The sequence below is a fragment of the Mycobacterium sp. genome, assembly GCF_049280035.1.
In the GTDB taxonomy this organism is placed as follows: domain Bacteria; phylum Actinomycetota; class Actinomycetes; order Mycobacteriales; family Mycobacteriaceae; genus Mycobacterium.
In genome coordinates this window covers 1-2267 of the sequence record NZ_JBAPPI010000799.1, presented here as the reverse complement: position 1 = coordinate 2267, position 2267 = coordinate 1, and the positions used below count along the sequence as shown (strand labels likewise).

2 protein-coding genes and 1 pseudogene are annotated in these 2267 nt (G+C 65.5%); 2 read left to right on the top strand and 1 reads right to left on the bottom strand.

Translation table 11 applies throughout. The features are described from left to right. Positions 1-71, bottom strand: a pseudogene (locus WAN71_RS25600) (translation initiation factor IF-1); the annotation flags it as partial. 253 nt (positions 72-324) lie between these two features. Between WAN71_RS25600 and WAN71_RS25595 the strand changes: the two are divergent. Both WAN71_RS25595 and WAN71_RS25590 read left to right on the top strand, forming a co-directional pair. Beyond that, the gene (locus WAN71_RS25595; RefSeq protein ID WP_422228008.1) at positions 325-2001 is read left to right on the top strand and encodes an FAD-dependent oxidoreductase; all 1677 of its coding nucleotides are present in this window, start codon (positions 325-327) and stop codon (positions 1999-2001) included. 4 nt (positions 2002-2005) lie between these two features. After that, the coding region (locus tag WAN71_RS25590) for a cyclic nucleotide-binding domain-containing protein (protein ID WP_422228007.1) at positions 2006-2267 on the top strand (262 nt) is incomplete at its 3' end.

Genomic DNA, 2267 nt, shown 5'->3' with positions numbered 1-2267 from the left:
CGGAACATCGCATTGGGCAGGGGCTCGACCACGCGGCCCTCGACCTCTATGGCGCCGTCTTTCTTGGCCATAACTTTTCTTCAAATCCTCGTCTTTGGTTTCGTTGCTGCTTCTGCGCCGGGGTCGGCGCAAGCATTGGCTGGATTTGCAACGTGAGCCGGTGACAGGAAATTCCTAGGACTGGGCACGCAAGAAACCAGCGCGATGACGCACCGTTGTCCCACGATACCCGCTAATTCCGGCTGGCCAAAATCGCCGTAAGCGGAATCGGACCGGCAGACCTCCCCCCGCGTACCGGCCCTGACAGGCGCATACTTAAGGCCGATGACCAACGCCGCAAGTCCCGATCCCCAGAGCCGTAAACCGGTGATCTTGACCGTCGACGACGATCCGGCGGTATCCCGGGCCGTTGCCAGGGACCTGCGTCGCCACTACGGCGAAGCCCACCGGATCGTACGGGCCGAGTCGGGCGCGGATGCCCTGGAAACCCTCAAGCAGCTCAAACTGCGCGGTGAGACCGTCGCGACGCTCGTCGCCGACTACCGGATGCCGCAGATGACCGGTATCGAATTCCTCGAACAGGCGATGGACCTGTATCCCGCGGCGCGGCGCGTGCTGCTGACCGCCTACGCCGACACCCACGCCGCGATCGACGCAATCAACGTCGTCGACCTCGACCACTACCTGCTCAAACCGTGGGATCCACCCGAGGAAAAGCTGTATCCGGTCATCGATGCGCTGCTAGACGCCTGGAAGCGGCTGCCGGAACACCCCATCCCACACACCAAGGTGATCGGGCACCGCTGGTCGGCGCGGTCCTGGCAGGTGCGCGACTTCCTGGCTCGCAACGGGCTCTACTACAACTGGTTCATGGCCGACGACCCCGACGGCGAACAGCTGTTGCGGGCCGCCGGCGAGGACGGCCTGCGGCTACCGGTCGTCGTCACCGAACGCGGCGACACCCTGATCGAACCCAGCGACGCCGAACTGGCCGACACATTGGGCCTGTCCAGCACGCCGTCGCAGGAGTTCTACGACCTGATCGTCGTCGGTGGTGGACCCGCGGGCCTGGCTGCCGCCGTCTACGGCGCCTCCGAGGGGCTGCGCACGGTGCTCATCGAACGCACCGCGACCGGCGGTCAGGCCGGCCAGAGCTCGCGGATCGAGAACTATCTCGGCTTTCCGGACGGGGTGTCGGGCGGCCAGCTGGCCGATCGGGCGCGCAGACAGGCGGAGAAGTTCGGCGCCGAACTGATCACCGCCCGCACGGCCACCGCGCTGGAGGTCAACGGGTCCAAGCGCACCGTCCGGTTCGCCGACGGCGGCTCCATCGACGCGCACGCGGTCATCCTGGCCACCGGCGTCGCCTATCGCCAACTGGCCGCCACCGGCTGCGACGAGCTGACCGGCCGCGGCATCTTCTACGGGGCCGGCATCTCCATCGCGTCAGACTGCAAGGACGAAGAGGTTTACGTGGTCGGCGGGGCCAATTCGGCCGGCCAGGCCGCGATGTACCTGTCGCGCCAGGCCAACTCAGTGACCATCGTCGTGCGTGGCCCGTCGTTGGAGGCGTCGATGTCGTACTACCTAATCCAGCAGATCGAGCAGAACCCCAAGATCACCGTGCGCACCTGTACCGAAGTTCACTGCGCTACCGGAGACGATCACCTGGAGAAGCTGACCCTGATCGACAATCGGACCGGCGTTACCGAGGATGTCACCTGCGGCCGGATGTTCATCTTCATCGGCGCCTCGCCGCGCACCGACTGGCTTGACGGGGTAGTCGCCCGCGACGACCGCGGCTTCATTCTCACCGGGCCGGACCTACGCAACGTCTGCGGATGGACGCTGGACCGTCCACCGCACCACCTGGAAACCAGCGTGCCGGGCGTGTTCGTGGCCGGCGATGTGCGCGCCGACTCCGCCAAACGGGTCGCAGCCGCTGTCGGCGAAGGATCGATGGCCGTGATGTTCATTCACCGCTACCTGGCTGAGGCATAGCATCATGACCAGCAACCGACTCCCCTGTGACGCCGACGAGCTGCGCACCCTGTTCTTGTTCGAGAGACTCTCCGACGAGCAGCTCGATGTGTTGTGCACCAACGGCCACATCCAGCACTACGAGCCTGGACCGATCATCGTCGAGGGTGAGCCGGCGACCTGCTTCTACGTCCTGATCGAAGGCGAGCTGGCGATGTCGAAGCTCTCCGGCGGCCAGGCCATCGAGACGAACCGGACATCACAGCGCGGCGTGTATTGCGGTGCCT

Bases quoted from the DNA above. Each gene is read 5' to 3' on its own strand.
- WAN71_RS25595 (WP_422228008.1), top strand. From the start codon at position 325: ATGACCAACGCCGCAAGTCCCGATCCCCAGAGCCGTAAACCGGTGATC.